Here is a 7,146-nt window from a genome sequence, read left to right as displayed (position 1 = left end):
GCGTTTCATACATTCCTCACTGAAAATGTTAGACCTCTTTCAGTAAAGCAAAAATTATAGATGTTGAGAATCCGTAAATGTCGATTTGTCCTAGTACCAAACCCAACCATAAATGGATATCGAGCCAAAATTTACGGCGATCTTTAAGTTGAGTTAGCCGCTTACCAGTAAATTTCATGATTGCAGTCCATCATTGAATCCAGCAGGCCGGAATAACAGAGTGTCTGGATAAATTCATAAAACAGATCGCGCTGAAATGCCAAAGCTCAATCATCCATGTACCGCTTAACAGCATAGGTTGGAATTCCTTCGTCATCTCAACCTATGCGCTACAGGGCAATTTTTATTGAACCTAAAAAAGTGCGCGGAATGCCTGGATAAATGTTAGTTGCGCCGGCCGGTGAAGCATCGTAATAGGTTTTATCCAGAATATTGTTCACGTTGAGTTGTAAAGACAGTTCAGTTTTGCTGGTACGCCATCTATAACCCACCAATGCATCCCAGCGCACATAACCCGGCAACTCGAACGAGTTTGCATTGTCACCTTCGCGCTTGCCTATCAGAAAAACACCGGAACCTATATTCAGCCCTCTCAGCAAGCCTTGGGTAACATCATATTTCCCCCATAAGCTCCCGGCATGCTTGGGTACATTAGGTAGTTTGTGGCCTTGATTTCCTCGATTGTCTTTGGTGATTTCCGTATCGGTGTAACTATAACTGCCGATAACGCTCAAGTTCTCGGTGATACGGCCGGAAATATCGAATTCCACTCCCCGACTCCTTGCTTCACCAACAGGAATAACAAATTGCGGGTGTAATGGATCAGTTGTTGTTATGTTTTTTTTGGTTAAATCATAATAAGCGAGTGTCGTAATGAATTTGCCATCCATCCACTCCTTTTTTACTCCTGCTTCATATTGCGTCGCCGTCTGCGGCTTGAGTGGTTCATTGTTAAAACCCCGTCCGTTGTTAACGCCGAAAGATTCTACGTAATTACCGTAGATTGAAAGTGAAGGTTGAATCTGGTAAAGAATGCCGGCTCTGGGTGTAAATTTACTATCACTAAATACTTTATCCTGCGCCAATGCATAGGATGCAGCGCTCGAAGCCGATGCTCTGGTATCCGTCGCCCAATCTTGTCTACCACCGAATAGCAAGTGCAATTTGTCAAAGAAAGTCACTTGATCCTGAAAATATAGCCCGTACCAGTATTGCGAAGATCGACGATAGTCGTTCAGTTCATTTTGAAGCGGTACACGAACATCCGCATGAATCGGGTTATAAATATCAACTGTTGGGATAAATCCATTCAGCGCGTTACAACAGTACCCTATGGCATGAGTGTCCTTCCGGTAATAATCGAAGCCTAGAAGCACTTTGTGTGAAATGCCGTAAGTCGTGAATCGGCCTGTTAAATCCAAATTTGTTGCATAAGCGTCGGTTTTATCTGACGGGTAATGATAATTGGCTCGGGTAAATGTTCGATTATCGTCCGCCAGGCTGTCGCCATAATAGGTATTGATAAATTTATAATTCAAATTGGTATAGCTGAACCGATTGGTGATTTTCCAATCGCCGTTAAAGTGATGTGTCCAGTCGTAACCCGTAACGATTCGCTGTTGTTTCTGATATTCATTGTCACCCCCCCAACCTAAAAAAGTCGAAATCGGGATATCGGCCGGCCGTCGCCCGACGGCTGGAATGCCGTCGTAATAGCGCCCATTGTCGTTCTGATATTCGAGCCGAAAATTGAGGACATCACGATCGCCGGGTTTCCATTGCAACGAAGGTGCAACCAAAATACGTTCATTGTCGACCAGATCGACAAAAGTACCGGTGTTCTGATAGGCAATGTTGAGGCGATATAGCAGAGACTTGTCAGAAGTGATCGGTCCTGTGGCATCCGCCATCGTGCGGTAATGGTCGAACGAGCCAAACTGCTGTTGTAATGAATAATAGGGCGTGTCCAAAGGTTTCTTGGAAACGGTATTGATCAGGCCACCCGGTTCGACGCGGCCGTAAAGAACTGCCGCCGGGCCTTTCAGTATTTCTATTTGCTCAATATTGAAGGTATCGTTATTGGAGCGAGGCAACAGCAAACCGTCTCTGTAAATCTGTGTCGAGCCTGCGTTGGGAAAACCGCGGATGAAAAACTTATCATAGCCGTATTCTCCGCTCTGATTACCCGTAAATACACCACTGACATTCTTTAAAGCATCTTTGAGTTGAATGGCTTGCTGATCCTCCATGAGCGCCTTCGGAATGACCTGGATCGACATCGGTGTTTCCATGATCGGCGTATCGGTCTTGGTTGCCGAGAAAGCACTGGAATGGTTGTAACTTCTGTTGTCCGGTGAATCCGGATCAGGAGTACCCGTTACTGTCATTTCCGGCAGTTGCTGTACGGCTGATGCCGGCTTTACCGCAATCATCGAATTACTGATGAATTCGGCATTCAGCCGATGCTCAGCCAGTAGTATTTGTATGGCCTGTCGAGGGGTATATTGCCCCTGTATGGCTGGACTGTAATAGTTTGCGAGCTCTTTGGGTGCATATACGATGTTGATGCCGGTTGTCTTCTGAAATTGCTCCAGAGACTGAGTCAGTGGTTGGGACGGCAGATCAAATTCGAAGAAGGTATTGCTTGCCTGTGCACTGGTGATCATGATCAGAAATGACAGTATGATCCCAGGCCAGCACAGCCTGAATTTCCCTGTAATGTGCGGCATGAGGTTCCCTTTATTTCGTTAAACGATTTTTCTGCTTTTTGGGTTAGCTATCGTTTATGACGAAATAGCGGAATAAACCGGACAATTATTTCAGAAGCTGATCGTGACAGAATTCCGTGGTTGTCGATGTTTCACGGGATGGCGTGATTCAGTTTTTTCTGCGTTGAATGGATGCGATATCCGGGTTACGGGTATCGATTTGAATTTGCAGTACTTGTTCAAGTGCACGCAAGAAAGACGATAATTCCCCGATATGAAAGCTGCCGGTGACTGTTTCATCAGCCAGTGCCGGATCATGTATGACGAAGCGCAATGGGTGGTAACGTGCCAGTTCCTGCACAACTTCACGCAGCGGCGTGGCCTTGAATATCAGCTTTCCCTCCCGCCAGGCAGCTGCGGCAACCGAATCGATCGGGATTGCGGACGTAATCACTTCATTCCGGTAATGGCTTTGCTGACCCGCCAGCAATGTCAGGGTAGCCGGCAGCTCTCCACTGCGATCTGACAATGCAGGCCGGGTCAACTCGACTTCACCTTCCAGCACTGTCACCGTGACTTGTTCATTGTCATGGCGAACGATGAAACGTGTCCCGATATCCCGTACCTGCAGGCCGCCAGCCAATACAACAAATCGCCGGTAATTCTCATCGGCAATGTCAAAATAGGCCTCCCCACTGTATAAGGTAACGATACGTTCCAGGCGGGTATAGCGTACATCTGCGTGTGAAGCGGTATTCAGCTCAAGTTTGCTGCCATCCTCAAGAGGGATATGGCGTTGTTCACCAGCAGATGTGACATATTCATCACTGACAATCCCGGTTTGCCACCACAAGCCGGCACTTGAAAAAATAATGAGCAGGAATAATGCAATCCGGTTGAAGGACTGCATCGTCATGAGCGAAGGCTTCTGATCGGGAGTGAGCCGGGGAATATGATAGGCCGAATGGCCTTTCAGTGCCGCCAGTTTGTGGCTCAGAAGCTCGGTATCAGCGTAAGCTTGTGCATTTTCCGGTTTGGCATCACGCCAGGCGATGAAAGCTGCCCGTTCCGCCTCAGTAACGGAATCGCTCTGCATACGCACGAACCAATCCAGGGCTTCTTTTCCGGAATGGTTACGATCATCATCGGAGTACATCTGATATGAATCAGTCAGCAGAAAAACATGCGGCGAGGTTAACATGAAAGCGCTGCGGGATATATTCCCGAGCCAGTTTCAATGTCAATTTATCCTGGAAACCGCAGATTCGGAGAATTGTTCGCGGAAGCCAGCTGCCGACACTCAGCGGTCGTAACGTGCTGGTGGTAACGGATTACGCAGACGCCGCTGGCAATGTGCCATCCCCTTGCTGATATACCGGCGTACGGTACGTTCGGTTACGCCAAGCTCTTCAGCAATGGCAGCCTGGCTGACCCCTTCGATTACACTGAGTACCAATGCGCGACTGACCGGACGAGGCAATTCCATGATTGCCGTCCATAACTGTTCACATTCCTGGCGATAGACCGCCTGCTGATCCAGCCCGGAAAAAGAAGAAGGTAACTCTTCCTCGAACGAAGTTTCGTCATGCTGCCGAAAATCCGGTCTGCGTTGATGATCGATAGCCAGATTACGTCCAATCCGGAACAGATAAGCCGCAGGATTGGAAGGACATGCCACACCGGTCTGGTCGAGCAACCGCATGTAGGCATCCTGCGCCAGATCGGCAGCAGTTTCACGGCAGCCAGTCAAACGTGCAATTCTGCTTATGAGGCGTGATCGATATTTTTTGTAAAGGTCTGCCAGAAGAGGAGAATCCAGTGGAAACATGTATGACAGCAAGAAAATACAGGAATAATTACCGTTGATCGGTACGGTATTATCACTATAAAACTGAGGAATGAGAATGCGACAAATTGTCGCAGCGATGATATCGGATGAGCGATGAAGAACAGCCATCATCGGCAGTTGGCTGCGCCGCGCGAATGATGGCTGTATCACCAGGTGATGTAATGAAGATGGATAAAACGTCCCTATCGATGGGATATCATCTCGCTCACAGATTCAAAATCCTGCCAGCCTTCCAGATCGTTACATCTCATAGCGGATCGAACCGACAAAGGTACGCGGGACATCGACATTCACAGAGAAACGATCACCCAGGGTACCGCCATACAGTGTGCTGTCAGCGAGGTTGTAGATATTGAGCTGCAGACTCAGGCGCGAATGCATAGCAGGCGGACGGTAACGCACCATCGCATCGACACGCGCCTGTGCCGGCAGAAAATAGGTATTGGCAGGATCGCCCGGGCGTTTATCCTGAGCATAGATGCCGGCCCCTATGCTCAGCCCGCGCAATGGTTCATATTGCACATCGTAACGCGCCCACAAACTGCCGGCGTGTTTGGGCACATTCCATAACCGGTTACCTTTATTGGCACCTTCCAACACTTCAGCATCGGTATAGGCATAAGTCAGGATCAGGTTCAGCCCTTGTATGATCTGTCCTGAAATATCCACTTCCACCCCCTGGCTGCGTGCCTGGCCGATAGGGATCGAGTACGGTTGCCCGGGTACCCGGAATGCCAGGTTCTGTTTGGTCAGATAATAGAATGCAACATTCGAATTGAGCCGCCCATCGAAGAATGAGGTCTTGAATCCGCCCTCGAACTGCTCACCGATTTGCGGCTTGAGGATATTGCCATTGGCATCGAAAGCTGAATTAGCTGCTCCAAGTGACTGCACATAATTGCCGTAGAATGAGAGCCACTCCCACGGTTGATAAACGATCCCTGCACGTGGACTGAAACGGTTGTTATTAATCTCCCGACCAGCAGCTTTTGCGTCAGAAAGGAATTTATCTATCCCGAAAGCCGTACCTACATCATTAGAAGCCCAGTCATAACGCCCGCCTGCCATGATATGCAACTTGTCGAACAGTGTGATCTGATCCTGTAAATACACACCATTCCACTCGTTTTTCTGATCAATAAAGAAGTTATAAGGTTGCGATGCCAGATTAACGTTGCTGTATATCGGCCTGAAAATATTAATCGGGCTGGCATCCACACTGATGGATTTCACAGAGCCAAATTGACCATAGTATTCCCAACCGGCCAGCACATTGTGTTCTACGCCAGCAGTATAGAACCGACCCGTAATGTCCATTGTGCTCATAAAGACATCTCCGGTTGCGGTACCACCATAAAAAGATCGCTGCATATCACCTGTGGCTTCATTCAAATCAAATCCAGTTGTTTGTGGATCCACAGTATCGCGGCGTAAATAATTGAACCGGGCACGTGCTTGCCAATCGGAATTAAAAGCGTGCGTTAGTGTTACGGCAGTGTTGTACATGTTCTGGGTGGTCTTATCTGCCGGTTCTCCCAGAAAACGCGAACGCGGCAATTTGGCTGGTCGGTTACCTATCGCAACGATACCGTGGTCTTCACGTGTATCTTCGTTGTTATAAGTGAAATCCACATCCAGTTGCGTATCTGGCGTAATTCTCCAGGTGACTGACGGCGCAACAAAAATACGTTTATTGAAGCCGAAATCGCGAAATGAATCCTGATTGAGATATTCGAAGTTCAGGCGGTATAACAAAGTACCCGTTTCATTCAATGCGCCGGTCGCATCAGCCAATGTCTGAAATTGACCGTATGACCCGAACTGCTGGTTTAGCGAGTAATAGCGCTCTGCCTGCGGCCGCTTGGTGATCAGGTTGACCATCCCGCCCGGTTCGATCCGGCCGTATAAATTTGACGCGGCACCTTTCAATACCTCTACCCGCTCTATGTTGGCTAATGAGAATCTTAAAGCCAATGGAAATCTGAATCCGTCACGAAAACTGGCAAAACCTGTGTCAAAGCCACGGATCATGAATGCCTGACTCATTCCACCAAAAGTAAACCCGGGAAACACACCGCTCACATTCCTGACTGCATCATTGACCTGAACCGCTTGCTGATCTTCGATTACCGCACGTGGTATCACCTGAACGGACATCGGCGTTTTCATAATGGGTAAATTGGATTTGGTCGCCGTTGACGCATTGGTGCGTGTATAACTCGGGTTACCGGGTGTATCCGGATTCATGGCGCCGGTTACCCTGACTTCCGGCATGACGGTCGCCACTTCGGCTGCTGATTTGATGACGTATGTATTCTGTCCGCTGGCCAGCCAGGTATACGATGTTCCCTGCAGCAGACGGATGAGTGCCTGTTCGGTATTCATCGATCCGTTGATTGCCGGACTTTGAAACCCTTTCAACTGCTCGGCGGTGAACAGGATCTGGATTCCTGTCTGACTGGACAGGCTGTGCAGTGCATCCGGCAGATTCTGCGCCGGGATACTGAGCACCTTGTTGCTCTGTGCTTGAGCAAATCCGGAAAACATAATGATGCTGAGCCCTATGACCCATAAATTTTTCTGCATGAT

The 7,146-nt window shown here is 48.5% G+C and carries 4 protein-coding genes; all 4 read right to left on the bottom strand.

What is annotated here, in order from left to right; genetic code table 11:
- Positions 1 to 329: 329 nt before the first annotated feature.
- Positions 330 to 2,729, bottom strand: coding sequence for a TonB-dependent siderophore receptor (locus B5D58_RS06190; RefSeq protein WP_011111189.1), 2,400 nt, complete (start codon positions 2,727 to 2,729; stop codon positions 330 to 332).
- A gap of 148 nt (positions 2,730 to 2,877) precedes the next feature.
- Positions 2,878 to 3,909 carry a FecR family protein gene (locus B5D58_RS06185; RefSeq protein ID WP_011111188.1) on the bottom strand — a complete coding sequence of 344 codons (1,032 nt, stop codon included), beginning with the start codon at positions 3,907 to 3,909 and terminating at the stop codon, positions 2,878 to 2,880.
- A 99-nt stretch (positions 3,910 to 4,008) separates the two neighbouring features.
- Complete coding sequence (locus tag B5D58_RS06180) at positions 4,009 to 4,665, bottom strand: RNA polymerase sigma factor (RefSeq protein WP_234989018.1); 657 nt, start codon at positions 4,663 to 4,665, stop codon at positions 4,009 to 4,011.
- A gap of 132 nt (positions 4,666 to 4,797) precedes the next feature.
- Entirely contained in the window at positions 4,798 to 7,143 is a 2,346-nt protein-coding gene (locus B5D58_RS06175) for a TonB-dependent siderophore receptor (RefSeq protein WP_011111186.1), read from the bottom strand.
- Positions 7,144 to 7,146 lie beyond the last annotated feature (3 nt).

The organism is Nitrosomonas europaea, assembly GCF_900167395.1.
GTDB classification, from domain to species: Bacteria; Pseudomonadota; Gammaproteobacteria; order Burkholderiales; family Nitrosomonadaceae; genus Nitrosomonas; species Nitrosomonas europaea.
The sequence above is the reverse complement of the archived record's forward strand: the minus strand, read 5'-3'. Positions and strand labels throughout refer to the sequence as shown.

Excerpts from the sequence above, each read along its gene's own strand:
- B5D58_RS06175 (WP_011111186.1), bottom strand. The coding sequence starts at position 7,143 with ATGCAGAAAAATTTATGGGTCATAGGGCTCAGCATCATTATGTTTTCC.
- B5D58_RS06180 (WP_234989018.1), bottom strand. The coding sequence starts at position 4,665 with ATGGCTGTTCTTCATCGCTCATCCGATATCATCGCTGCGACAATTTGT.
- B5D58_RS06190 (WP_011111189.1), bottom strand. The coding sequence starts at position 2,729 with ATGCCGCACATTACAGGGAAATTCAGGCTGTGCTGGCCTGGGATCATA.
- B5D58_RS06185 (WP_011111188.1), bottom strand. The coding sequence starts at position 3,909 with ATGTTAACCTCGCCGCATGTTTTTCTGCTGACTGATTCATATCAGATG.